We start from the raw sequence: 24,219 nt of genomic DNA on the forward strand, positions 1-24,219 counted from the left end.
GACCGGCGGCGCGGCTCGTACAACTCCGCCACCCCGGTGAACGCGGTTTCGGGCGGCCGGGTCACGGCTGTCATCGCCCGCTCCTCGAACCGCGCTGCCCGCTGCGCCCGCTCGCACGGTCGCGCGCGGCCGTCGGACCCGGCCGCCTGGCCGCCGGCGGCAGGGCCCCGGGCCGCGGGGCGCGGCCCGCAGGACGGGGCCGCGGCCGGTTGCCCGCCTTGCGCGCGGCGGCTGTGGCACGCGAGCCGCGCTCCTCCCGCAGACACGCACGCAGCGCCTCGGGGTCCAGGCCGTCGTTGCACGCCTGATGGAGCAGTTGCGCGAAGACGTACCGGGGGTCGGTCCGCAGGGCGAGCCCCAGCGCGACCCTGGCCGCCGGCTCGTCGCCCAGGGACCAGGCGACCCAGCCGGCCAGGGTGAGCGGCGCCACCGCATGTTCGGCGTACGCCCCGACGCACCGGCGGGCCAGCGCGCGCCAGAGCCGCAGCGCGGACTCCGCCTCCGGTCCTTCCATCCATTCGGCGGCGCGGTCACGGGTCTCGCGGTCCTGCAGGCCGAGGATGACCTGGGCCGCTTCGGCGTGGCTGATGAGTCCGTCGTCCGCCGCGTCCCCCTCGACCGCCGAGCGGTCGGCGACGGACGTCCCGCCGAGCCGCGTCATGAGGGCGCGCGCCGTCCGCAGGGTCGCCCTGCCGACCTGCTGCCTGTTCCCCGCGCCCAGAATCTTCGGCACGAGCGCGGCACCCGCGTCGTCCAGCGCCCGGAGCTGGTCGTCGACCGCCGGCGTACGCCAGGGCCGCAGCCGCGCCTCCATCTCCTTCAGCGATCCGCGCACCTGGATGCCCGCGTACGCGGCGGCGGCCGCCATCACCGATGTGCCGGGCAGGACCAGCTCCTTGCCTTCCGGCGGACAGCAGCGGACGTCGGGACAGCAGTACGACCAGAAGCGGCCCCCGGAAATGCACAGCACCTCGTGCACCGGCACGTCGAGCGCGCCGCACGCGGTACGCAGCCGCTGAGCGAGCGGGCGCAGCCGCTCCATGACCTGCCGGCCCGTCCCGCCCTCGGCCGGATCCTGGCAGAGGAATGCGATGATCCCGTCCGGCCGCTCGCCCCGCCGCTCGCTCCCCTCCACCAGGCAGTCGGCGAGCTGATCGGCCACCGGCAGCCACTCGTCCGGCGCGGCCGGGATCCCGAGCCTGAGCCGGCCGCCGAATCGGCCGTGCTCCCCGTGCAGCGCGACGAGCACGACCGAGTCGCTCGGGTGAAAACCCATCAGATAGGGCAGTGCGTCGGCGAGTTCGGCGGGGCTGCGCAAGGTGATCTGCTGCTGGTCGGACGGTCCGGTCTGTGCGCTGTGCTTGTTCATGGCTCGACGTTCCCGCACAGGCCACATCCCCCGCGACCCCTGTGGATAAGGTTATCCACAGGCCGTCCTGCGGCTCGGGCACGAGGTGCCCGTCCGGCGTAGAGTCGAAAGGCACCGACCTGCCGCCGCGGTCTCCGGCGACGGCAGCGACAGGAGGCCCGCACATGCCCGCACCGCTCCCGCCCGACGATGCCGATCACGCCGCGAGCGACGACCCGAACCCCTGGCAGGAGCTGGAGGACCGGTACGCCGACCCGCCGCCGTGGGAGATCGGGCGCCCGCAGAAGGCCCTTCTCGACGTGGCGCGCTCGGGCGCCGTCCAGGGACGGGTGCTGGACGTCGGCTGCGGGACGGGCGAGCACGCGTTCATGTGCGCCGACCTCGGTCTCGACGTCACCGGCATCGACCTGGCGACCAGCGCGCTGCGGACCGCGGAGGACAAGGCCCGGCAGCGCGGCTCCACCGTCCGGTTCCTGCGGCACAACGCGCTGGAGCTGCCAGCCCTGGGAGAGCAGTACGACACCGTGCTCGACTCCGGCATGTTCCACATGCTCGATCCGCAGGACCGTGCCGCCTTCACCAGCGGCCTGCGGACGGTGCTGCGCCCCGGCGGCCGCTACTTCCTGCTCTGCTTCAGCGACCGGGAGCCCAGGACGCCGGGGGTGACGGTCCCGTACCGGCTGTCGCGCGACGACATCGCCGAGGCGTTCGGCGACAAGCTCCAGATCGATTCTGTCGTCCCCGCCACGATCGAGATCACCCTCGATCCGGCGGGCATCCGCGGCTGGCTCTGCGCCATGACACGCACGTCGGCCTAGGCGCCGCCGTCCCGCCGCAGCACAGAGAGGAAGCGATTGAGTACGCAGCCAGAAAGGGACGCGGCGTTCGACGTGGACCGGGCGGTGCAGGACTCGCTCGACCGGTTGACGCTCGTGGCCAACGCCTCCGAGGCGCTGTCCAGCACCCTGGAGCTGGAGCCGGGGCTGCGGCGGCTGTGCCGGGTGCTGGTGCCCGCCCTCGCCGACTGGTGCGCCATCGATCTGGTCGAGGAGGACGACGAGCGGCGGCTGCGCCGGGCCGTGGTGGAGCACCGCGAGCCCAACGCGCTGCCTTCCGAGTTCTTGGAGGCGCTGCTGCCTGCGGCCGACGTCGACTCCCAGGCGCCGCTGGCGCGCGCACTGCGCGGCGCCGGGCCGCTGCGGCTGACCGAGTTCCCGGCGCCCGAAGAGGGAGCCGACGCGCTGGAGCGTATCGAGTTGCAGACCTTCGCCCAATTGGGGGCGCACCGGGCGGTCCTGGTGCCGCTGCGGGCCCGCCGCAAGGTGGTGGGCGTACTGACCCTGGTGCGGGTCAACCAGGACGGTCTTGACCAGCAGGAGCGGCTGCCGCTCGTGGTGGATCTGGCGCACCGTATCGCCATGGCCGTCGACAACGCGCGCCTGCACGCCCAGACCGCGCACACAGCGGAGCGGCTTCAGCGCTCGCTGCTGCCCGTCCTCCCCGTCACGGGCCCGGTGGAGCTGAGCGCGCGCTACGCACCGGCGCGGGTGAGCGCCGAGGTCGGGGGCGACTGGTACGACGCGTTCCCGCTGCCCGACGGCGCCCTCACGCTGATCATCGGCGATGTCACGGGCCACGACCTGAAGTCGGCCGTGGCCATGAGCCAGATGCGCAACATGCTGCGGGGCATCGCCTGCGACCGCAAGGAACCGCCGGGCAAGATCCTGGCCAGGCTGGACGCGGCGAACGAGATCCTCTACCCCACCCAGACGCTGACCTGCCTGTACGGCCTGATCGTCAAGCCGGACCCGCACGGTCCCTGGCTGCTGGAGTACGCGTCGGCGGGCCATCCGGCTCCCCTGCTGGTCACCGACGAGGGCGACACCCGTTTCCTGACCGGGGGCCGCAGCATCCTGCTCGGTGTCACGCCCGGCGCGCTCCGCTCCGACGCCACCGAGTCACTGCCGCCGGGCTGCACGGTGCTGCTGTACACGGACGGGCTGATCGAGCGCCGCAGCGAGACGTTCGACGACGGGATGACCCGGCTGCGCCAGCATGCGGCGGCGCTCTCACGCGAGCCGCTGGAGACGTTCTGCGACGAGTTGATGGCGGGTCTCGGTGACGCGAGCACGGACGACATCGCCCTGCTCGCCCTCCGTATCCCGCCCGCGAGCGCTCCGCCGTACACCGCCACGGCGGAATGAGCCGTGGCGGTGTGCGGCGCGAACGGTCCGGCGCGTCGGCCGGGTCAGCGGACGTCCTGCCAGAAGGCGCAGTGGTGGGCGGCCTCCGCGTCCACCATGCGGTCGCCGCTCGGCATCAGTCGCAGCACGTCCTTCGCCGGGGCCGCGCCCGCCGTCGCCTTGGGCCAGCTCGGAGCCTTCGGGGCGGCGGGCCTGCCGTCGTGCGCGAAGGACGACCAGTAGGCGATCATCCGGCTGGACAGCGCCTGCTGCCCGGTGGTGCGCAGCAGGTTCTTGCCGCCGAGGTCGAAGAGGGACGGCAGGTCGGTGGCGTGCGAGGCGCCCAGCGGCAGGCCGGGGACCTTGAACCCGTTCACGTTCGGCGCCTGCGGATCGGCGAATTCGTACGCGTACACGGTGGTCTTGGCTGCCAGGGCCCGGTTGCCCGCGAGGGTGGGACAGGTCCACGCCCCGTCCGTGATCACCGTGGACCAGGCCAGGGCCGCGGAGCCGTACTTCTTGACCGGATACACCGCCGCGACATCGGCCGCCCGGCCGCCGAACGCCGCCGCCAGGAGCTTGGGGTAGGTGGCCGTGGTGACCGCTGCGGGGTCGGCGAGCAGCGCACCGCCGACGAAAGACCTGGCCTCGTCCTTGTTCCCGCCGGACAGCACGGGGACATGCACGAAGTCACCGCGCCGCAGAGCGGTCGCGGGGTTGCTGGGCAGCAGGTCGGTTCCGTACGAGAGGTGGTCGGCGAAGTCGTTGTTCAGCTTCACCACGTCGGCGGCGGGCTTGGACCGCAGGCACGCCAGTTTCACGGCGGCGGTGCCGTGGCCGCAGCCGACGCCCGCCGCGACCCTGGCCCCGTCGGCCTCGTCGGTGGCGAGCGGCTTGTAGGGGGTCTCGGCCGGGGCACCGGGGTACAGGGCGCCCGGAAACCAGTCCAGCAGGCAGGAGCCGGACATGACGGCGGCCTTGTCGACCAGGCCGCGCGCCTTCGGTGAACTGAGCACGGCGCAGGTCGACATGGCCCCTGCCGACTCCCCGAACACGGTGACGTTGTCGGGGTCGCCACCGAACGCCTTCGCGTTGGTGTCGGCCCAGCGCAGCGAGGCGAGTTGGTCGGCCAGTCCGAAGGTGCCGGAACCGGGCAGCCCCTTGAGGCCGAAGTAACCGAAGGCGCCGAGCCGGTAGTTGGCGGTGACGACGATGACACGGCCCTGGCTCGCCAGCCGCTGTGCGTCGTAGTCCGAACCGGCCCCTGTGGTGTAGCCGCCGCCGTGCCACCACACCATGACGGGCAGCTTCTCCCCCGGGCGCCGGTCGCGCGGGGTGGTGACGTTCAGGAAGAGGCAGTCCTCGGTGGTGGCCGCCTTCGCGCCCGGCGTGACCGCCGCCTGCGCGCAGCGCGGTCCCGGCTTCGTGGCCTGCGTGGTGCCGGTGGCGGCGGGGAGTGGTTGCGGCGCCTTCCAGCGGCGGGCGCCGGTCGGAGGCTGTGCGAAGCGGACCCCGAGGAACTGGTGGGCCGTGGCGGTGGCGAGGCCGTGCAGCCGGCCGCTGCTGGTGCTGACGGTGAGCGGCGCCGTGGCCGGCCGCTCAGGCGGTCGGCTGTTACCGCCGCAGCCGACGGCAGCGGCGGCGAGGACGGCCGCGACCGCCGGCGCGACCCACCGGGTGTGCCGGAGAGTGGGTTTCATGAGGTCTCCTTCCGGGTCGCCGCGTCGCAGGTACGCCGCAGCTCGGCGCTCAGCACTGCGGCGTCGCCGCCGGAGGTGACGTGCCGGACGGCGGCGTCCAGGACGGCGCGGAGGGTGAGGATCATGAGAGGGATGTCGAAGGAGCGGAACTGGCCGCTGCGCTGGCCTTCGGCCAGGATCTCGGCCAGGTCGGCCGTCTCGTGGTGGTGTTCGGCGCGGCCGTCGCGCGAGCGCGTGGGCGAGTGCCGGTCGGCGGCGAAGATCTCGACCAGCGCGGTCATATGGGCAGGGTGCCGGGCGTAGAAGTCGACGCTGCCGCCGACGAACGCCAGCAGCGCGTCCCGCGGTGTCGCCGCCGCCCGTACCGGGGGCCCGACCTCGGCCTCCCCGATCCGGTAGACCTCCTCGACCACCCGGTCGAACAGGTCGTCCCTGTCGCGGAAGTGGTACGTCACGACGCCTCGGCTGACCCCGGCACGCTGGGCGATCCGCACGATCGAGGCGCGCTCGGCACCCAGCTCGGCGATCACCTCGACGGCGCAGTCGACGAGCTGCTGGCGCCGCGCCGCCTGGATGAAGGACGGCGGGCGCTTCTCAGGGCCGTGCGTTTCCGACTCCACCCGTCCAGATTTAGCACCCCTGCCAAAAAATTGCCAGCACTGCCAGTCAGGCGGGTCAGGTGGGTCGGTGGGTCAGGCGGGTCAGCCGGGTCAGGCGGATCAGCCGGCGGCGGCGAGCACCAGCGGCAGCACCCCTTCGGCGCCCGCCTGGCGCAGCAGCCGCGCGGCGACCGCGAGGGTCCAGCCCGAGTCGGTGTAGTCGTCCACGAGCAGGACGGGGCCGGGAGCCGCGGCCAGGGCCGCGGCCAGGTCGGCGGAGACGGCGAAGGCGCCGGACAGCGCCCGCAGCCGCTGGGCTGAGTTGCTGCGGTGGGTCACATGCGCGCCGTCAGGTCCGGTGTACGTCAGGGCCCCCAGGAAGGGCAGGCGGCCCACGGTCGCGATGCCCTGGGCGAGCGAGCCGACGAGTTGCGGACGGCCCAGGGACGGTACGGCGACGACCCCGACCGGCCGGGCCGAGGCGTCCTGGACGGTCGGCGCCCAGCCGCCCGAGGAACGCGCCCAGTCGGCCAGGACCGCCACGGCGGCCTGCAGGACGTCGTCGGGGACAGGGCCGTCGGGCGCGCTCTCGGCCAGCAGCGGGCGCAGCCGGTTGCCCCAGCCGATGTCCGAGAGCCGGCCCAGCGCGCGCCCGGTGGAGCACTGCTCCTTGACCGGGATGCGCCCCTTCAGCTCAATGCCCAAGGCGGGCATGCCCGTCGGCCACATCCGGCGCGGCTCCACCTCGGTCCCCGGGCGGTCCAGCTCCTTGGCCGCCCCCGTCAGCGCCTCCGCCGATACCCCGGAATCGGCCCAGTTACCCGCGCAGTTGTCGCACCGGCCGCAGGGGGCCGCCCCCTCGTCGTCCAACTGCCGGCGCAGGAACTCCATCCGGCACTGCGCCGTGCTCGCGTAGTCGCGCATGGCCTGCTGCTCGGCCGCCCGCTGCTTGGCCACCCACGCGTAGCGCTCGGCGTCGTACACCCACTCGGCTCCGGTGGCCGTCCAGCCACCCTTCACCCGCTTGACCGCGCCGTCCACGTCCAGCACCTTCAGCATCGACTCCAGCCGGCTGCGCCGGAGGTCGACCGCGGCTTCAAGCGCCGGCACGGACAGCGGCCGTCCCGCGTCGGTGAGGGCCGCGAGGGTCTGCCGGACCTGCGCCTCGGGCGGGAAGGCGGTGTCGGCGAAATAGCGCCAGATGGCTTCGTCCTCCCTGCCGGGGAGCAGCAGCACATCGGCATGCGCCACCCCGCGCCCGGCGCGCCCCACCTGCTGGTAGTACGCGATCGGCGAGGACGGCGAGCCCAGGTGGACCACGAAGCCCAGGTCCGGCTTGTCGTAGCCCATGCCCAGCGCCGAGGTCGCCACCAGCGCCTTGACGCGGTTCTCCTGGAGATCGACCTCGGCCTGCAGCCGGTCCGCGTTCTCCGTCTTCCCGGTGTACGAGGCCACCCGGAAATCGCGCCGGCGCAGGAAGACCGTGGCCTCCTCGGCCGCCGCGACCGTCAGCGTGTAGATGATCCCGGAGCCCGGCAGGTCGTTCAGATGCTCGGCGAGCCAGGCCAGCCGGTGTGCGGCGTCCGGCAACTGGACCACTCCCAGCCGCAGGCTCTCGCGCTCCAGCGGGCCGCGCAGCACCAGGGCCTCACCGGCGCCGGTGCCCAACTGCTCGGCCACATCGGCGGTCACGCGCGCGTTGGCCGTCGCCGTGGTGGCCAGCACCGGCACACCGGCCGGCAGCTCGGCCAGCATCGCCCGCAACCGCCGGTAGTCGGGCCGGAAGTCGTGACCCCAGTCGGAGATGCAGTGCGCCTCGTCGACCACCAGCAGCCCGGTCGTCGCGGCGAGTCTGGGCAGCACCTGATCGCGGAAGTCGACCGAGTTGAGCCGCTCGGGACTGACCAGGAGGACATCGGTCTCGCCGCGCTCGACCTCCTGGTAGATGGTGTCCCACTCCTCCGGGTTGGCCGAGTTGATGGTGCGCGCCTGGATACCGGCGCGCGCCGCCGACTCGACCTGGTTGCGCATCAGCGCCAGCAGCGGCGAGATGATCACCGTGGGGCCCGCGCCGCGCCGGCGCAGCAGGGCGGTGGCGACGAAGTACACCGCCGACTTGCCCCAGCCGGTGCGCTGCACCACCAGCGCGCGCCGGCGCTCCTCCACGAGGGCGGCCACCGCCTGCCACTGGTCCTCGCGCAGCCGAGTCGCGCCGCCCGGGTCACCGACCAGCTCGGCAAGGATGGCGTCGGCCTCGGCACGCAGCTCCTGGTTACTCATGCCCCCATGCAACCCCACCGCACTGACATCGGCCCAATCCCGGCCGCGGCGGCCGAGTCGGGGCCGGGCGCGTTTGCGCAGGTACCCAGTGTCCGTACTGCCGCCCGTACCGCCGCCCGTATCGAGGTCCGTGCCGGGTAGCAGGAGTCAGCGGCGGTCGCACTGGGCAGGGATATGACACACATACCCGTGCATTCCTGTCAGCCAGGCCAATTGCTCGTTGCCGCGCGCCCCCGCGCCAGCGAGAATTGGACCTGCCCCCGCACGGTCCTGTTCGCGTCCGCAAGGGCTGACCGCGGTGCGCCCTCACTCGACCTTGCCCGTACGACGGGCGCGTATGCGAAGGGAGGAACGTGACCTTCGGATTCGCTCCGTCCGCAGCCACTTCGATCACCGCTTCGGCCGACTCCGTCAGCCGCCTCGCCAGGATGCTGGAACCCGCCGAATGGGCGGCGGCCGGGATACCGCTGATGCGCAATCCGCGCGAGGTCGTCAGCGGCCTGCACAGCCGCCATCACCCGGTGCCGGGAACAGCCGTCGTCGCCGTACTCGACCATGAGGAACGGCTCGCCGCCAGCGCCTCGTTCGTCCCGCGCGCCGCCGCGCCGGTGGACGGCTGGGAGTTCCGCAACGCTCTGCTGGCGCATCTGCGCCGGGTCATCCCGCACGATCTGCGCCGCCGTACGCCGGTGCGCACCGCCGCCCTGCTCTACTGCCGCGAGGGTGACGAGCGCTGGACCGAGGCGGACGGCGCCTGGATGTGGGGCCTGCGGGACGCCTGCACCCTGCACGGGCTGCGCTGCGGCGCGTACATCACGCTGACCCGCGGCGGCTGGCAGGTGCTCGGCGAGGGCCGCGGCGGCCGGCAGCCCAACTCCCAGTCCAGGCCCACCGCGCTGGCCGACTGGGCGGCCGACCCCGGCCCGCCCCACGTACGCGGCGGTGGCGGCGCCGTCGAGGTGCTCCGCAGGACGGCGGCCCGCTGACCGACCGCTGCCCCGCCGACACATGGTGCGGAGCCGTCGGCACACGTCGTAGGCCGTCGGCGCAGGCTGAGGGCCCGGCCGCCCCGAACGGGCAGCCGGGTCAGAGCGCCTGGCCGCGACCACGACCGTACGCGCGCGTCGTACCGCTCAGACGCCCGCGCCGAGTGCGGCGTTGGCCCGCTCGGGGTCGCCGCACACGATGAGCAGCGCACCGGCCCGCCGCAGCGCCGAGGGCAGCGCGCGGCCGACGGAGGCGTCGTCGCCCCCGTTGAGCGCGACGACCACCACGGCCCTGGACGTGGCTCGGTCGACAGCGGCGGCGTCCGCGAAGAACACGTCCTCGCCGGCGTCGTGCTGTGCCCAGTAGGCGTCCTCGCCGAACGACAGCTCGTGCGTCGCCCACGGGTGCTGTTCGCCCGTGGTGAGTACGAGGATGTCGCCCGGCGCACGACCGGAGTCGAGCAGCAGGTCGACCGCTTCCTCAGCGGCGTCCAGCGCACCGCCGGCCGGGGCCGGGACCAACTGGACCTGAGGGGCGGCACCTTGAGAAGGCGCGGAAGAGGCGGAAGGGGTGCTCGGCCGGGCCGCCTGGGGCGCTCCGGCTGAGCTGTGCGAGCGCTGCGCCGGGGGCGCCGGCCTCGCAGGACCGGGTCCCGGACGTCCGGGGCGCGGTGTCGACGCGGAGCGCGGACCCGGTACGGGGCGCGGTCCGGGTACGGGACGCGGGGTCGGCGCGGTCCGGCCGGTGGCCGGTGCGGCGCTGGGACCCTGGGCTCTCTCGTGAATCTGAGGCTCCTCGGGGGTGAGAGGCATAACTGGGTTTCTATCAAACACCGGTGCGAAAGGCATCGGCGGGGTGGGCACATTTGTGCCCATGTTTGCGGAGATACCCATGGTCGCGGCAGAAAAGCACCCACCGGTCCCAGGGTTCACCGGAAGTTTCAGAAATCGAAGCCGAGTTGGCCCCCGTCTTCCAACGTGTCCGGTGCGGCGGCCACCCGGAACTTCTTGAGATGCCGCCACCGGGGCAGCGCGTCGAGGTAGGACCACGAGAGCCGGTGGTGCTCCGTCGGCCCCCGCTCCTCCAGCGCCGCCCGGTGCACGGGCGAGGGATAGCCGGCGTTGTCGGCGAAGGCGTACGGCGCGTACTCGGCCGCTCCGTCGGCCAGTTCGGCCATCATCGCGTCCCTGCGCACCTTGGCGAGCACCGAAGCGGCCGCCACCGATACGCAGGACTGGTCGCCCTTGATGACCGTACGGACCCGCCACGGCCCGCCGAGGTAGTCGTGCTTGCCGTCGAGGATCACCGCGTGCGGCCGTATCGGCAGGGCTTCCAGGGCGCGTACGGCGGCGAGCCGCAGCGACGCCGTCATCCCGAGGTCGTCGATCTCCTCCGGGGAGGCATGCCCGATGGCGTGCGCCGTGACCCAGCCGTCGAGCTGACCCGCAAGCGCCGTACGGCGCTTGGGGGTGAGCAGCTTGGAGTCGGTGAGTCCCGCCGGCGGCCTGCGCAGACCGGTGACCGCCGCGCACACCGTCACGGGACCGGCCCACGCTCCGCGTCCGACCTCGTCGACGCCGGCGATCACGGTGGCGTCTGTGGTGGCGCGGAGCGAGCGCTCGACGGTGTGGGTGGGTGGTTCGTACGGCATGACGCCAGCAAGATTACGCCGCCCCGGCGCCGCGCGACAGCCAGGGTGCGGTCAGCCGGACGGCAGCCGCAGCAGCGGCATCATGACCTTGTCGATGACCTCGGCGATCTCGACCTCCGCCCAGTCACTCGCGCACACCTTCGTCCGGTACATCATCAGGGCGGGGATGACGTCGTAGACCATCGCGTCGGCCGCGCCGGAGCGGACCTCACCCCGCGCGATCCCCCGGCGGACCACCTCGCCGAAGAGCCGCGTCGACGGCTCGATGACACTGCTGATGATCAGCTCGTGGAAGCGCTCGGCGCTCGACGCGTCGCACTCGTGCAGTACGGCGCGGAGCGCGGCGCCGGTACGCGAGTACATCCCCGCCCTGATCACCACGCAGAGTTCGTACAGATCGGCGCGGACACTGCCGAGGTCGGGCGGCTCCTCCATCGTCGGCAGCCCGTCCCGCAGGGCCTCGACGACGAGGTCCTCCTTGGACGGCCAGCGGCGGTAGACGGCGGCCTTGCCCGTCTGCGCGGCCGCCGCGACGCCTTCCATGGTCAGGCCGTTCCAGCCGACCGTACTCAACTGCTCCAACGCGGCGTCGAGGATCGCGCGTTCCAGCACGGGCCCTCGGCGGCGCAACGACACCTGCTGCGGCCGAGCGGTGGCCGCAGAGTGCGAAGAAACCATCAGTGACTCTCCATCGGGGCAACACTCCGGACGGCAGCTCCAGTGAACGCTTGCGTTCTCTGTTGGGGACTCACTACCGTAGTCGAGGACAGTGAACGGGCACGTTCACTAATTCACTTGTGGGGGATCCAACAGTGACGACAACCTCTCAACTCGAAACAGCGGACAGAGAACCGGGCGCCGCCCGCCGGAGCGGGCGCCCTGGGATCGCCCTCGCCGTCATCGCAGCCTGCCAGCTCATGGTGGTACTCGACTCGACGATTGTGAACATCGCGCTACCGCATATTCAAGACGCCCTCAGCTTCTCCACCGCCGACCTGTCCTGGGTGGTCAGCGCCTACACCCTCACCTTCGGCGGAATGCTGCTGCTGGGCGGCAGGGCGGGCGACATCCTGGGCCGCCGCCGGGTGTTCATGGCGGGCATCCTGCTCTTCACCCTGGCCTCGCTCCTCGGCGGCTTCGCCCAGGAGCCGTGGCAACTGCTCGCCGCCCGCGCCCTCCAGGGGGTCGGCGGCGCCATCGCCTCACCCACCTCACTGGCCCTGGTCACCACCACCTTCCCCGAAGGCCCCGAACGCAACAGGGCCTTCGCCGTCTTCGCCGCCGTCTCGGCCGGCGGCGGCGCGATCGGCCTGCTGGCCGGCGGCATGCTCACCGAGTGGCTGAACTGGCGCTGGGTGCTGTTCGTCAACGTACCGATCGGGGTGCTCATCGCCGTACTGGCGCCGATCTACATCACCGAGTCGAAGCGCCATCCCGGCCGCTTCGACCTCTCGGGGGCCGCGACCTCGACCCTCGGCATGGCCTCGCTGGTGTACGGCTTCATCCGGGCGTCGGAGGACGGCTGGCGGGACTCGCTCACCATCGCGTCGTTCGTGGCGGCCGTCGTGCTGCTCGCCGCCTTCGCGCTCATCGAGTCGCGCGCGAAGGAACCCATCGTGCCGCTGCGGATGTTCGCCGACCGCAACCGCTCGGGTTCCTACGTCATCATGCTGTGCCTCGCGGCGGCGATGTTCGGGATGTTCTTCTTCATCGTCCAGTTCGTCCAGAACGTGCTCGGGTACTCCCCGATCCAGTCCGGTCTCGCCTTCCTGCCGGTGACCGTGGCGATCGTCGTGGGCGCCGGTCTTTCGCAGCGGCTGCTGCCGGTGCTCGGCCCCAAGCCGTTCATGGTGACCGGCGCGGCCCTGACCGGTCTCGGCCTGTTCTGGCAGACGCAGATCACACCGGACAGCTCGTACCTCGGCGGTGTGATCGGGCCGCTCATGGTCTTCGGTCTCGGCATGGGGCTCAACTTCGTCACGCTCACCCTGACCGCGGTGTCCGGGGTCGCCCAGCACGAAGCGGGCGCGGCCTCCAGCCTGCTGAACGCGAGCCAGCAGGTGGGCGGTTCGCTGGGCCTGTCGATCCTGGTGACCGTGTTCGGCACGGCGAGCAGGGACGAGGCGAAGAAGGTGCTGCCGGACTTCATGGCGCACGCGAACCCGCAGGAGAAGGCGCAGCTCGCCAAGACCCAGCAGTTCCCTGGCCGCTGGGGTCATGAAGTGCTCACCCAGAGCATCTCCAGCGCGTTCCTCGCCGCCGTGGCGATGGCGGGAGTCGCCCTGCTGACGGCCCTCCTGGTGATCCGCGTACGCAAGAGCGACCTGGAAGCCCTGAGCGGCAAGGCCGAAGCCGCGGGCCCCGCGGCCTGAGCACCGCCCGCCGCAGGGCGGGCGGACGGCGGAGCGGTACGGGACGGACGGCGGGTCCGTCCCGTACGTCGGGGTCGGCGCCGGACACCCCGACCGGCCCGTTGCCGGTCGCTCCCTCGGTCAACTGGTGACGCCGTACGGCTCGGGGACGCGCCAGCGTTCGAATTCCCTGTCCAGCGTGTACCGGCCGTCCGGGCCGAGCAGCAGGGTCCTGGTCTCGGCGTTGCCCGGGTTCGACAGCGACTCGAACTCGGCCACCGACCAGTGGAACCAGCGCATGCAGAACAGCCGCATGGTGAGGCCGTGGGTCACCAGCAGGACGTTCTGCGGCGAGTCCGGTTCCTCGAAGCTGCGGTGCAGGCTCTCCAGGAACGCGCCGACCCGGTCGTACACGTCGGCGCCCGACTCGCCCTGCGGGAAGCGGTAGAAGAAGTGCCCGTACGCGTCGCGGTAGGTCTTCTGCAGCCGCACGTCGTCCCGGTCCTGCCAGTTCCCCCAGTCCTGCTCCCGCAGTCTGGGCTCCTCGCGGACCCGTACCAGCGCCGGGTCGAGGCCGAACGCGTGGAAGGTGTCGTGGGTGCGGCGGTACGGCGAGACGTACGCGCTGACCGGGGCGGCGCCGAACATCCGGCGCAGCCGCACACCGGTCTCCTCGGCCTGCCGGCGTCCGGCGGGGGTCAGTCTCAGGGCATGGTCGGGTTCCCGTTCGTACACCGAGTCGTCGGCATTGCCTTCGGACTCGCCGTGCCGGACGAGGACGATGCGTCGCGGTCGTGCCATACCCCCGACCTTAGATCGTCCGGTCGTAGGGGGATTGTCATACCGTCCAGGAGGGTTCCAGCTCGACGATGTCCCCGGCCAGCGCGGCCACGTCGGTGGCGGTCTGGGCACGCAGCGTCAGCCGCTCGACCCGCTCGATGCGGTACTTCCCGTGCTCGGCCGCCGACTGCCACATGGACAGCACCAGGAACTCGTTGCCCGGCGCCTCCCCGAACAGCCCGCGCAGCATGCCGGGCGAGCCGGCCATCGCCGGGTTCCACACCTTCTCCTGCATCAGCGCGAAGTGCTCGACCCGGTCCTCGTGCACCTTGCTGTGCGCGACCCGCACCACGTCGGCGTCGGTGAACCTCGGCTCGAAGCCGGTCTTCACGTCGAAGCGGTGGTCGAACAGCTTGGCCTGGCTGTCCTTGTACGTCCCCGACTGCGCCGCCGCCAGCCGGTCATGGGCGCGCGCCATGAACGAGTCGTAGAACGCACGGCTCTCCCAGAAGGTGAAGACGTGGGCCACGCCCGGCCGCACCCTGCTCCATCCGCCGCCCTGCCCCCTGAACCCCGGTTCGCCGAGCAACCCCGCCCATTTCCGCTGCCCGCGTTCAAAACCTCGACGGTCGACCACGGTGCAGCGAATCCACTTGACCAGCACCGCGCCATCGTACGGGGCCGGGGCGTGGCGCGGGTCACTGTCCGGTTCACGTCACGCACACCCGGCGGCAAGCGGAAACCGGCCAACCTGGCGGCCCGGAGACCCCGGTCCCGCCGCGTTGTCGGTGGGCCGGTCTAGCCTGGCAATCAAGGCTGGGAACACGGCCCGTCGCGGGAGGGCGAGAGACTGATGAGCAACCTCAACAAAGGGGTGTCCAAGGCCGAGGTCACCCTGAAATGGGATCCGAGCCCGCTCGGGCAGCCGGCCCATGACCTGGACCTCGTCGCGGGGACGTTCACCTCGGACGATCCGCACGGCAACCCCGCCTACCTGGTCTTCTTCGGCAGCCGCTCACCGGACGGCACGATCACGCTGAACCGGGACAGCAAGGACGGGGTCGGTTTCGGCACGGACGAGGACATGACGCTGGAGCTGGACCGGCTGGGGGACGCCTTCACCCGCGTCGTGGTGGGGGTGGCCATACAGCAGCGCGACGGCGAGCGGACGTTCGGCGAGATAACCAACCCCTCCGTGCGGGTGCTGGAGGGCTACAACGAGCTGGCGGCGTACGACTTCGCCGATGTCGCGGAGGCCACGGCGGCGACGTTCGCCGAGTTCAGCCGCGAGCCCGGCGGCGTCTGGGTGTTCCGCCCGGCCGTCCACGCCTTCGACGACACGGACCCGCAGTCCTTCGGCAGGCTGATGGGCCGCGTCTGACCGGGCCGCGTCCGACAGCGCCGCCGACGCTCCGCACGAGCACGGCACCGGCCCCCGTCGGACGTCCGCACGTCCGACGGGGGCCGGTGTTCCGGATTAGCTGCAGCCGCTGGTGGACCCGCAGCCCTCGCAGATGTAGCAGGACCCGGCCCGCTGCATCTTCGTACCGCAGGAGAAGCACAGCGGTGCGTCGGCGCTGATGCCGAGCTGCATCTCGACCAGCTCCGCCGAGGTGTGGGCCTCCTGCGGGGCCGGGGTCATCGCCGGGACCGAGGGCGTCGTCGCGACCGCCTTCAGCGCGGGCTCCTGCCGCCGGGGGGCGGACTGGGCCAGGCTGTCGGTGTCCAGACCCTCGTCGCCTTCGAGCCCGTCGTCCGGCTGTTCGTACGAGCCGGTGTCGAGGTGGCGCTGGCGCTCCTCGGCCGAGTGGATGCCGAGCGCGGAGCGCGTCTCGAAGGGCAGGAAGTCCAGCGCGAGGCGGCGGAAGATGTAGTCGACGATCGACTGCGCCATCCGCACGTCCGGGTCGTCCGTCATACCGGCCGGCTCGAAGCGCATGTTGGTGAACTTCGAGACGTACGTCTCCAGCGGCACGCCGTACTGGAGCCCGACGGACACGGCGATCGAGAAGGCGTCCATCATGCCCGCGAGGGTCGAGCCCTGCTTGGACATCTTCAGGAAGACCTCGCCCAGACCGTCGTCCGGGTAGGAGTTCGCCGTCATGTAGCCCTCGGCGCCGCCCACCGTGAAGGAGGTGGTCAGGCCGGGACGGCCCTTGGGCAGGCGCTTGCGGACCGGGCGGTACTCGATGACCTTCTCCACCGCCTGGCGGAGGGTGGACTCGGTCTTCTCCGTGACCTCCTCGGCCGCCTTCTCCTTCTTCTTCGCGGAGAGGGGCTGGCCGACCTTGCAGTTGTCGCGGTAGATCGCGAGCGCCTTGACGCCCATCTTCCACGCCTCGAAGTAGACCTCTTCGACGTCCTCGACGGTCGCCGTCTCCGGCAGGTTGACGGTCTTGGACAGCGCGCCGGAGATCCACGGCTGGATGGCCGCCATCATCCGCACGTGGCCCATGGCCGAGATGGACCGCTCGCCCATGGCGCAGTCGAACACCGAGTAGTGCTCGGTCTTCAGACCGGGCGCGTCGATCACATTGCCGTGCTCGGCGATGTGGGCGACGACCGCCTCGATCTGCTCCTCCTGGTAGCCCAGCCGGCGCAGCGCCTGCGGCACCGTGCCGTTGACGATCTGCATCGAGCCGCCGCCGACGAGCTTCTTGAACTTGACGAGGGCCAGGTCCGGCTCAAGTCCCGTGGTGTCGCAGGACATCGCGAGACCGATCGTGCCGGTCGGGGCGATGACGGACGCCTGCGCGTTGCGGAAGCCGTTCTTCTCGCCGAGGCGCAGCACGTCCTGCCAGGCTTCGGTGGCCGCGGCCCAGACGGGGCTGTCCAGGTCGTCCACGCGCGGCGCGGTGGCGTTGGCGTTGGCGTCCGAGTGCTGCTTCATGACCCGGTTGTGCGGCTCGGCGTTGCGGGCGTAGCCGTCGTACGGGCCGACGACAGCGGCGAGTTCGGCGGAGCGCCGGTACGAGGTGCCGGTCATCAGGGAGGTGATGGCGCCGGCCAGCGAGCGGCCGCCGTCCGAGTCGTACGCGTGGCCCGTGGCCATCAGCAGGGCGCCGAGGTTGGCGTAGCCGATGCCGAGCTGGCGGAAGGCGCGGGTGTTCTCACCGATCTTCTGCGTGGGGAAGTCGGCGAAGCAGATGGAGATGTCCATCGCGGTGATGACCAGCTCGACGACCTTGGCGAACCGGTCGACCTCGAAGGACTGGTGGCCCTTGCCGTCGTCCTTGAGGAACTTCATCAGGTTCAGCGAGGCCAGGTTGCACGAGGTGTTGTCCAGGTGCATGTACTCGCTGCACGGGTTCGAGCCGTTGATCCGGCCGGACTCGGGGCAGGTGTGCCAGCGGTTGATCGTGTCGTCGTACTGGATGCCGGGGTCGGCGCACGCCCAGGCGGCCTCCGCCATCTTGCGGAAGAGGGACTTGGCCTCGACCTCTTCGATGACCTCGCCGGTCATCCGGGCCTTGAGGCCGAACTTGGCGCCGTTCTCGACGGCGTGCATGAACTCGTCGTTCACCCGGACCGAGTTGTTGGCGTTCTGGTACTGGACGGACGTGATGTCGTCGCCGCCCAGGTCCATGTCGAAGCCCGCGTCACGCAGCGCGCGGATCTTCTCCTCTTCCTTGACCTTGGTCTGGATGAAGTCCTCGATGTCGGGGTGGTCGACGTCGAGGATGACCATCTTGGCCGCACGGCGGGTGGCGCCGCCCGACTTGATCGTGCCGGCCGAGGCGTCGGCGCCGCGCATGAAGGAGACGGGGCCCGACGCGTTGCCGCCGGAGGAGAGCAGCTCCTTGGAGGAGCGGATCCGGGAGAGGTTCAGGCCGGCGCCCGAGCCGCCCTTGAAGATCATCCCCTCTTCCTTGTACCAGTCGAGGATCGAGTCCATCGAGTCGTCGACCGCCAGGATGAAGCAGGCGGAGACCTGCTGCGGCTGCGGGGTGCCGACGTTGAACCACACCGGGGAGTTGAAGCTGAAGACCTGGTGCAGCAGCGCGTACGCCAGCTCGTGCTCGAAGATCTCGGCGTCGGCGGGCGAGGCGAAGTACTGGAAGTCCTCGCCTGCCTTGCGGTACGTCCGCACGATGCGGTCGATGAGCTGCCGCAGACCGGTCTCGCGCTGCGGGGTGCCCACGGCGCCCCTGAAGTACTTGCTGGTGACGATATTGACCGCGTTCAGCGACCAGAAGTCGGGGAACTCGACGCCACGCTGCTCGAAGTTGACCGAGCCGTCGCGCCAGTTGGTCATGACGACGTCACGGCGCTCCCAGGCCACCTCGTCGTACGGATGCACTCCGGGCGTGGTGTGGATCCGCTCGATCCGCAGACCCTTGCCTGCCTTGGCGCCCTTGGTCCGGGAGCCTCGTGCCGGGCCGCTCGTCGTCTGTGTCATGCCGCCTCCATATACGTACAAAAACGCTCTGAAGTGCCATATTCTTCCCGTGGCACGTCATGTCTGTGCTGCCGTCGGACGCGTCGATGCGTCCGTGGCACGTCTGGTCCGGTCCTGATCGCCGCGTGAGCGGCCGGTGGTGGCCGGCCGGTCAGTCGGCGGCGGTGGCGGGCACGGGGACCTCGGGGTCCTCGCCGGCCGCGCCGTCCTGTGCGTGAGGCCGCTCGCGCAGCTCGCCGATGGCGGCCTCGAAGTCTTCGAGCGAGTTGAAAGCCCGGTACACGGATGCGAAACGCAGATACGCGACGAGGTCGAGTTCCTGCAGGGGGCCGAGTATGGCCAGACCCACGTCGTGGGTGGTCAGCTCGGCGCTTCCGGTGGCGCGCAGTGCCTCCTCGACCCGCTGGCCGAGCTGGGCGAGGGCGTCCTCGGTGACCGGCCGCCCCTGGCACGCCTTGCGCACGCCGGAGATGACCTTGGTACGGCTGAAGGGTTCGGTCACGCCGCTGCGCTTGATGACCATCAGCGAAGCGGTCTCCACCGTCGTGAACCGGCGGGAGCAGTCGGGGCACTGCCGGCGGCGCCGGATCGACGTCCCGTCGTCGGTGGTGCGACTGTCGACGACGCGGCTGTCGGGGTGCCTGCAGAAGGGACAGTGCACGGTTCCCTCTCCCTCCTTCGCAGCATGGCTGAATAGCCTCGTCAGAGGCCGGAAACCGCCCCTCGAAGCAACCCCCAGCATAGGCGATGGCCTCGACCGGGAAAGACCCGGGACCACAACTTCTGGGTGGCTGAGATAATCCAACCACTAGATCTGGTGTCTGCGCGCACCATACGCCTCTACGCGTGTCGCGCGTCGTAGGCGTACCGGCGGGTCTCACCGACCGGCCACGAGAGTACGGGAAGGGCGCGCCGCCGCCGCTCGCGGACCCCCGGGCGATACGGTGGCGAAGGCACCGCACAGCCACCCGCATGGCCGGTCCATACACCCAGGCGCAGCCCTACGTAGGGGTCTCTGTAATTTTTCACTCGAACGTGTGTTTGGCGCAACCTTTCGAAAGCTACTACCGTTGTCCAGCTAGGGAGAACACATTCGAGAGGGGCCGACGTGACCACCACCGCAGACAGTGCCACCATCACTGCCCAGGACCGCTCCCAGAGCCGATTCGAGCCGGTGCATGCCATGAATGACGCAGTCCCGAACCCGGACGGCGCGAAGCCGGCGCGCTCGCTGCCCGGTCGACCTCCTGGAATCAGGGCGGACAGCTCCGGTCTCACCGACCGGCAGCGCAGGGTCATCGAGGTCATCCGCGACTCCGTGCAGCGGCGCGGATACCCGCCGTCGATGCGGGAGATCGGCCAAGCGGTCGGCCTGTCGAGCACGTCGTCGGTGGCCCATCAGCTCATGGCCCTGGAGCGCAAGGGCTTCCTGCGCCGCGACCCGCACCGGCCCCGGGCGTACGAGGTCCGCGGCTCCGACCAGCCGAGCACGCAGCAGACCGATACGACGGGCAAGCCGGCCGCTTCGTACGTACCGCTGGTCGGCCGGATCGCGGCCGGCGGGCCGATCCTCGCCGAGGAGTCCGTCGAGGACGTCTTCCCGCTCCCCCGCCAACTGGTGGGTGACGGGGAGCTGTTCGTCCTGAAGGTCGTCGGTGACTCGATGATCGAGGCGGCCATCTGCGACGGTGACTGGGTGACGGTCCGCCGCCAGCCCGTCGCCGAGAACGGCGACATCGTCGCCGCGATGCTGGAGGGCGAGGCCACGGTCAAGCGCTTCCGCCGCGAGGACGGCCATGTCTGGCTGCTCCCGCACAACGCCGCGTACCAGCCGATTCCCGGCGACGACGCGACCATCCTCGGCAAGGTGGTGGCGGTCCTGCGCCGCGTGTGACGCTCCGCTGTCACCCATCGGCCTCGACCAGGCCCCGGGATGCCGTACGAGACGGTCCCCCGGGGCTCTGTTGTGCCCCCGGCTCCCCCGCCACCGGCCTTCCTTCTGGCGCTACCGGCCTTCCTTCTTGGCCAGCTCGTCGATCGCCGCGAGCGAGCGGCGCGCCTGGTTGCGGTCCGTGGTGTACCAGAAGTCGGGCAGCGAGGCGCGCAGATAGCTCCCGTAGCGCGCGGTCGCCAGCCTCGGGTCCAGCACGGCCACCACACCGCGGTCACCGCTCGCCCGGACCAGCCGGCCGGCGCCCTGCGCCATCAGCAGCGCCGCGTGCGTCGCCGCCACGGCCATGAATCCGTTGCCCCCGGCCTCTTCCACGGCCTTCTGGCGCGCGCTCATCAGCGGATCGTCCGGGCGCGGGAACGGAATCCGGTCCATGACCACCAACTGGGAGCTGGGCCCCGGCACATCGACGCCCTGCCACAGCGAGAGCGTGCCGAACAGGCATGTGGCGGGGTCGGCGGCGAACGCCTTGATCAGCTCGCCGAGGGTCTCCTCGCCCTGGAGCAGGATCGGCACGTCCAGCCTGACCCGCAGCTCCTCGGCCGCCGCCTGGGCGGCCCGCATCGAGGAGAAGAGGCCGAGCGTGCGCCCGCCCGCCGCCTCCACCAGCTCCGCCAGCTCGTCCATCATGTCGGAGCGCGAGCCCTCGCGGCCCGGCGGGTTGAGATGCCGGGCGACATACAGGATGCCCTGCTTGGGATAGTCGAACGGCGACCCGACGTCCACGCCCTTCCACTGCGGGACGTCCTCGCCCACCGTGCCCTCGGGCGCGAGGCCGAGCGAGGCGCCCACGCCGTTGAAGTCACCGCCGAGCTTGAGGGTGGCGGAGGTCAGCACGACGGAGCGGTCGGTGAAGAGCTTCTCCCGCAGCAGCCCGGAGACCGAGAGCGGAGCGACCCGCAGGGACGCGCCGAACCGGTCATGGCGCTCGAACCAGACGACGTCCCACTCCGAGCCGTTGGCGATCCGCTCGGCCACGCTGTGCACCGCCTCCACCGAGGCGAGCGCCTGCTTGCGCACCACGTCCTCGTCCTGCACGGACTTGTCGCGGGTCGAGCCGAGCGCGGAGAGCACCGTACGGGCCGCGTCGCGCAGCGCCATCAGCGCGTAGCCGAGGTCCTCGGGGATCTCTTCGAGCCGCCCCGGCAGGGCCAGCTCCATCAGCCGCTCGAAGGTCTCCGCCGCCGTCTGGAGGGAGTCGGCCGCCTTCTCGTTGACCAGCTTGGCCGAGCGGCGCACCGCGCGGTTGACCTGGCCCGGGGTCAGCTCGCCCGTGGCGACACCGGTGACCCGGGAGACCAGCTCATGGCCCTCGTCGACGATCAGCACCTCGTGCTGCGGGAGCACGGGCGCGCCCTCGATGGCGTCGATGGCGAGGAGCGCGTGATTGGTGACGACGACATCGGCGAGCTTGGCGCGCTCACGCGCCAGCTCGGCGAAGCACTCGGCGCCGTAGGCGCACTTGGTCGCCCCGAGGCACTCGCGCGAGGAGACGGAGACCTGGGCCCAGGCGCGGTCGGAGACGCCCGGTGTCAGCGCGTCCCGGTCGCCGGTCTCGGTCTCGTCCGCCCAGTCCCGCATCCGGAGCAGGTCCTGGCCGAGTTTGCTGGTGGGCGCCGCTGCCTCGAACTGGTCGAAGAGCGCGTCCTCCTCGTCCTGCGGCATGCCTTCGTTGAGGCGGTGCAGGCAGAGGTAGTTGGAGCGGCCCTTGAGCATCGCGTACTCGGGGCGGCGGCGCAGCAGCGGGTGGAGCGCGTCGACCGTACGGGGCAGGTCGCGCTCCACGAGCTGGCGCTGGAGCGCGAGCGTCGCCGTGGCCACCACCACCCGCTCGCCGTGGGCCAGGGCGGGCACCAGATAGCCGAGGGACTTGCCCGTGCCGGTGCCGGCCTGGACCAGCAGGTGGGAAGGGGTGTCGATGGCCTCTGCGACGGCCTCGGCCATGGTGACCTGGCCGGGCCGCTCCACGCCGCCTACGGCGGTCACGGCGGCGTGGAGGAGCTCGGGGAGTGATGGCTTCGTCATAGCCCGACCACCCTACGGGTCGCCACTGACAACGACGCCCACGCTCGCTCCGTCAGGGCGCGGGCGGCCCGGCGAGCGGGTTGGCGACCGTGCCGTGCACGGCGGCGTGCGGGCGCTCCGTGCGGTCCCGGTAACCGTCGAGATGGAGCCGGTTGCGGTTGAGGCAGAGCCGCTCGATCCGGGGGGTGAGCAGGTCGAACGTCTCGAAGCGCTCCTTCAGCTCCGGGAAGCGGGCCTGGTAGCGCAGGATCTCCGCCCGTACGAGCGACCAGAACTCGTCCTCCGGTACGTCCAGTTGCTCCTGGCACAGCGGTGACAGGTAGCGGAACACGCCGACGAAGAGACCGGAATGGATGAACTGGGTGAGGAAGGAGGGCTCTTCGGTGAGGAGGATGTCGCGCACCTCGTCGGGCATGGTGGCGTGCTCCGGCAGCCGCTGGGCGCTCACGTTGACGTCGTCCACGAAGTCCTTGATGGCCAGCCGGACCGGCACGTCCCGCTCGTCGAAGACGACGATGGCGTTCTCGCCGTGCGGCGAGAAGACCGTCCCGTAGCGGTAGAGGAAGTGCAGCAGCGGCGGCAGGAGCGCGGCGAACAGCCGCTGGAGCCAGTCGGACGGGGTGAGTCCCGACCGGGCGATCAGCTCGGTGGTGAGCGCCCGGCCGTGCGGGTCGACCTGGAGCAGGGACGCGAGGGTGCGGGCGCGTTCGCCGGGGGCGAGCAGGCCGGGCAGCGGCTCGCGCCAGATCGCGCCGAGGATTTCCTTGTACTGGTAGGGCACTTCGGGGAGTTGGTCGTAGAGGGGGTGTTCGACCGTGACGGAGGCGACCTCGCCGAGCAGGATCACCCCGCACTCGTCGTGCAGATAGGGGTCGGTGTCGCGCAGGGAGTGCACCCAGGCGGTGACGGCGGGGGCCGCGAGGGTGCGCCTGGTCGGCAGGCCGCGCCAGACCAGGGTGTTGAGGATGGACAGCGGCAGCTTGACCGTGTGCCGGTCGGGCCTGTCGACGTTCAGGAAGGTCCTGATGGACTGCTGCGGCAGCCTGAGGTCGCCGTCGGTGGGGAGCGGGACGATCGCCCCCCGGGCTATGGCGGGGGTGTAGAGCTGGAGCAGCACCTCGTCCCACTGCCAGGGGTGTACGGGCAGGTAGAGGTAGCCGCCGGGGTCGAGCCCGCGCTCGCGCAGGACGGTGTCGAACCGCTCGCGGACGGACGCGTCGAGTTCGGTGCCGTAGAGCCGGTCCGGTGTGCGCAGTTCGTGGACGCCGCGGTAGGTGGCGAGGGTGGTGCTGACGGCGATCCAGGGCAGCCGGGCGGGGGTGCGGGCCTCCGGGGCCCAGCGGGCGGTGTCGGTGGCGGAGAAGCCCGCCCGGCCCTTGCTGAGGACGATCCAGGGGTGGCCCGTCTGGTGTCCTTCGAGTGCGGCGTAGTCGAGGTCGGCGAGCCGGTCCGCGGTGAGGGCGGTGTGGTCGAGCCGGGCGTCGGCGGCGAGGGTGGTGGTGAGTTCGCGTACGAGATGGCCGAGGGTCTCGCCGTCGAGTGCGAGCAGGCCGCGGGCGAGGAGCAGGAAGCGCAGCGGGTCGGTGAAGGGCAGGCCCTGGTGTTCGACGCTGTCCGGGTCGACGCGCCAACTGCCGTAGGCGCCGCGCGCCGCGCGGAAGGTGAGCGTGTCTCCGGCGTCGAGCGTGAGGGCGTACCGCTGCGCTCCCGCAGGGTCGGCGAGGTGGTCGGGGACGCGGTCGGGGACGGCGACGGGCTGGACGATCTCCTCGTAGGAGAACTCTCCGAGCAGTTTGGCGAGGAGCCGGCCGGAGGCCCGCTCCCAGGTGTCCGGGTTCAGCTCGGGTGGGGAGAACAGCGGGGAGTCGGAGTCATGGGTGGCAGGGGATGTCGACACGGGGACTCCTCGGGAACGGAACCGATCTGGTTCGAGCGGTGTATCTC

At 71.4% G+C, this 24,219-nt stretch carries 19 protein-coding genes; 6 read left to right on the forward strand and 13 right to left on the reverse strand.

The features are described from left to right. Positions 1-70 precede the first annotated feature (70 nt). Positions 71-1,369 (reverse strand): DUF4192 domain-containing protein, encoded by a 1,299-nt coding sequence (locus tag ACZ63I_RS13245; protein WP_469338204.1) that lies wholly within the window; start codon positions 1,367-1,369, stop codon positions 71-73. 164 nt (positions 1,370-1,533) lie between these two features. Between ACZ63I_RS13245 and ACZ63I_RS13250 the strand changes: the two genes are divergently transcribed. Together ACZ63I_RS13250 and ACZ63I_RS13255 are read left to right on the forward strand one after the other, a co-directional pair. Next, positions 1,534-2,187 (forward strand): class I SAM-dependent methyltransferase, encoded by a 654-nt coding sequence (locus tag ACZ63I_RS13250; protein ID WP_469338206.1) that lies wholly within the window; start codon positions 1,534-1,536, stop codon positions 2,185-2,187. A gap of 36 nt (positions 2,188-2,223) precedes the next feature. Continuing rightward, complete coding sequence (locus tag ACZ63I_RS13255; RefSeq protein WP_469338207.1) at positions 2,224-3,573, forward strand: PP2C family protein-serine/threonine phosphatase; 1,350 nt, start codon at positions 2,224-2,226, stop codon at positions 3,571-3,573. 44 nt (positions 3,574-3,617) lie between these two features. Here the strand turns inward: ACZ63I_RS13255 and ACZ63I_RS13260 are convergent, their stop codons facing one another. The 3 genes from ACZ63I_RS13260 to ACZ63I_RS13270 all read right to left on the reverse strand — a co-directional run bounded on the left by ACZ63I_RS13260 (position 3,618) and on the right by ACZ63I_RS13270 (position 8,131). Beyond that, positions 3,618-5,252, reverse strand: coding sequence for a carboxylesterase/lipase family protein (locus ACZ63I_RS13260; RefSeq protein ID WP_469338209.1), 1,635 nt, complete (start codon positions 5,250-5,252; stop codon positions 3,618-3,620). After that, positions 5,249-5,872: a TetR/AcrR family transcriptional regulator gene (locus tag ACZ63I_RS13265; protein WP_469338211.1), complete on the reverse strand. Its 624-nt coding sequence runs from the start codon at positions 5,870-5,872 to the stop codon at positions 5,249-5,251. The genes ACZ63I_RS13260 and ACZ63I_RS13265 overlap by 4 nt, the downstream gene beginning before the upstream one ends. Positions 5,873-5,971: 99 nt before the next feature. Next, positions 5,972-8,131, reverse strand: a complete 2,160-nt coding sequence (locus tag ACZ63I_RS13270) for a RecQ family ATP-dependent DNA helicase (RefSeq protein WP_469338213.1) — start codon at positions 8,129-8,131, stop codon at positions 5,972-5,974. Between the two features lie 353 nt (positions 8,132-8,484). On the opposite strand from ACZ63I_RS13270, the gene ACZ63I_RS13275 reads away from it, so the two are divergent. Continuing rightward, entirely contained in the window at positions 8,485-9,117 is a 633-nt protein-coding gene (locus tag ACZ63I_RS13275) for a hypothetical protein (RefSeq protein ID WP_469338215.1), read from the forward strand. Between the two features lie 147 nt (positions 9,118-9,264). Here ACZ63I_RS13275 and ACZ63I_RS13280 read toward each other — a convergent pair whose 3' ends face one another. The 3 genes from ACZ63I_RS13280 to ACZ63I_RS13290 all read right to left on the reverse strand — a co-directional run bounded on the left by ACZ63I_RS13280 (position 9,265) and on the right by ACZ63I_RS13290 (position 11,447). After that, the gene (locus ACZ63I_RS13280; RefSeq protein ID WP_469338217.1) at positions 9,265-9,930 is read right to left on the reverse strand and encodes a hypothetical protein; all 666 of its coding nucleotides are present in this window, start codon (positions 9,928-9,930) and stop codon (positions 9,265-9,267) included. A gap of 128 nt (positions 9,931-10,058) precedes the next feature. Next, positions 10,059-10,769 (reverse strand): ribonuclease HII, encoded by a 711-nt coding sequence (locus ACZ63I_RS13285; protein WP_469338219.1) that lies wholly within the window; start codon positions 10,767-10,769, stop codon positions 10,059-10,061. A gap of 51 nt (positions 10,770-10,820) precedes the next feature. Next, positions 10,821-11,447, reverse strand: a complete 627-nt coding sequence (locus ACZ63I_RS13290; protein ID WP_469338220.1) for a TetR/AcrR family transcriptional regulator — start codon at positions 11,445-11,447, stop codon at positions 10,821-10,823. 134 nt (positions 11,448-11,581) lie between these two features. Here ACZ63I_RS13290 and ACZ63I_RS13295 point away from each other — a divergent pair, with 134 nt between their 5' ends. Continuing rightward, complete coding sequence (locus ACZ63I_RS13295) at positions 11,582-13,141, forward strand: MFS transporter (RefSeq protein WP_469338222.1); 1,560 nt, start codon at positions 11,582-11,584, stop codon at positions 13,139-13,141. Between the two features lie 120 nt (positions 13,142-13,261). Here the strand turns inward: ACZ63I_RS13295 and ACZ63I_RS13300 are convergent, their stop codons facing one another. Further along, a complete protein-coding gene (locus ACZ63I_RS13300; protein WP_469338224.1) occupies positions 13,262-13,921 on the reverse strand; it encodes a histidine phosphatase family protein in 660 nt (219 codons plus the stop codon). A gap of 37 nt (positions 13,922-13,958) precedes the next feature. Beyond that, a complete protein-coding gene (locus ACZ63I_RS13305) occupies positions 13,959-14,564 on the reverse strand; it encodes a YdbC family protein (protein WP_469338226.1) in 606 nt (201 codons plus the stop codon). Positions 14,565-14,753: 189 nt separating this feature from the next. On the opposite strand from ACZ63I_RS13305, the gene ACZ63I_RS13310 reads away from it, so the two are divergent. After that, entirely contained in the window at positions 14,754-15,281 is a 528-nt protein-coding gene (locus tag ACZ63I_RS13310; RefSeq protein WP_469338228.1) for a TerD family protein, read from the forward strand. 96 nt (positions 15,282-15,377) lie between these two features. Here the strand turns inward: ACZ63I_RS13310 and ACZ63I_RS13315 are convergent, their stop codons facing one another. Together ACZ63I_RS13315 and nrdR are read right to left on the reverse strand one after the other, a co-directional pair. Beyond that, positions 15,378-18,299 carry a vitamin B12-dependent ribonucleotide reductase gene (locus ACZ63I_RS13315; protein WP_469338229.1) on the reverse strand — a complete coding sequence of 974 codons (2,922 nt, stop codon included), beginning with the start codon at positions 18,297-18,299 and terminating at the stop codon, positions 15,378-15,380. Between the two features lie 151 nt (positions 18,300-18,450). Beyond that, entirely contained in the window at positions 18,451-18,960 is a 510-nt protein-coding gene (gene nrdR / locus ACZ63I_RS13320) for a transcriptional regulator NrdR (protein ID WP_041983456.1), read from the reverse strand. A 447-nt stretch (positions 18,961-19,407) separates the two neighbouring features. On the opposite strand from nrdR, the gene lexA reads away from it, so the two are divergent. Next, on the forward strand, positions 19,408-20,193 hold the full coding sequence (gene lexA, locus ACZ63I_RS13325; protein WP_469338231.1) for a transcriptional repressor LexA: 786 nt from the start codon (positions 19,408-19,410) through the stop codon (positions 20,191-20,193). Positions 20,194-20,304: 111 nt separating this feature from the next. On the opposite strand, the gene ACZ63I_RS13330 is transcribed toward lexA, so the two are convergent. Continuing rightward, positions 20,305-22,275 carry an ATP-dependent DNA helicase gene (locus tag ACZ63I_RS13330; protein WP_469338233.1) on the reverse strand — a complete coding sequence of 657 codons (1,971 nt, stop codon included), beginning with the start codon at positions 22,273-22,275 and terminating at the stop codon, positions 20,305-20,307. Positions 22,276-22,327: 52 nt separating this feature from the next. Further along, on the reverse strand, positions 22,328-24,172 hold the full coding sequence (locus ACZ63I_RS13335) for an IucA/IucC family protein (protein WP_469338234.1): 1,845 nt from the start codon (positions 24,170-24,172) through the stop codon (positions 22,328-22,330). Between the last annotated feature and the right edge of the window lie 47 nt (positions 24,173-24,219).

The organism is Streptomyces sp. NPDC087906 (assembly GCF_055584925.1).